Origin of the sequence: Algoriphagus lutimaris, assembly GCF_017051705.1 — a bacterium.
Lineage (GTDB): Bacteria > Bacteroidota > Bacteroidia > Cytophagales > Cyclobacteriaceae > Algoriphagus > Algoriphagus lutimaris.
In genome coordinates this window covers 1-255 of the sequence record NZ_JAFIDJ010000055.1, presented here as the reverse complement: position 1 = coordinate 255, position 255 = coordinate 1, and the positions used below count along the sequence as shown (strand labels likewise).

Genomic DNA, 255 nt, shown 5'->3' with positions numbered 1-255 from the left:
CACCGACATCAATGCGGAAAGACTTGCGCAGACAGAAGCGGAAATGCAGAAAAAATACGGAAAGGATGTATTCCTGGGAGTAACCCTGGATGTCACCGATACCGAAAGCCTCAAAAAAGCCATACAGGAAATCTGCCTGAAATTCGGCGGACTGGACATCATCGTCAACAATGCTGGAATCTCCATCTCCAAACCTTTGGAGGAGCATACCGAAGAGGACTGGAACAAACTGCTGGACATCCTGGTCAAAGGACA

At 48.2% G+C, this 255-nt stretch carries 1 protein-coding gene; it reads left to right on the top strand.

Annotated elements, in window-relative coordinates; all coding sequences use genetic code 11:
• Positions 1–43: 43 nt before the first annotated feature.
• Positions 44–255: SDR family NAD(P)-dependent oxidoreductase (locus tag JYB62_RS19765; protein WP_243431658.1), on the top strand; the 212-nt coding region annotated here is incomplete at its 3' end.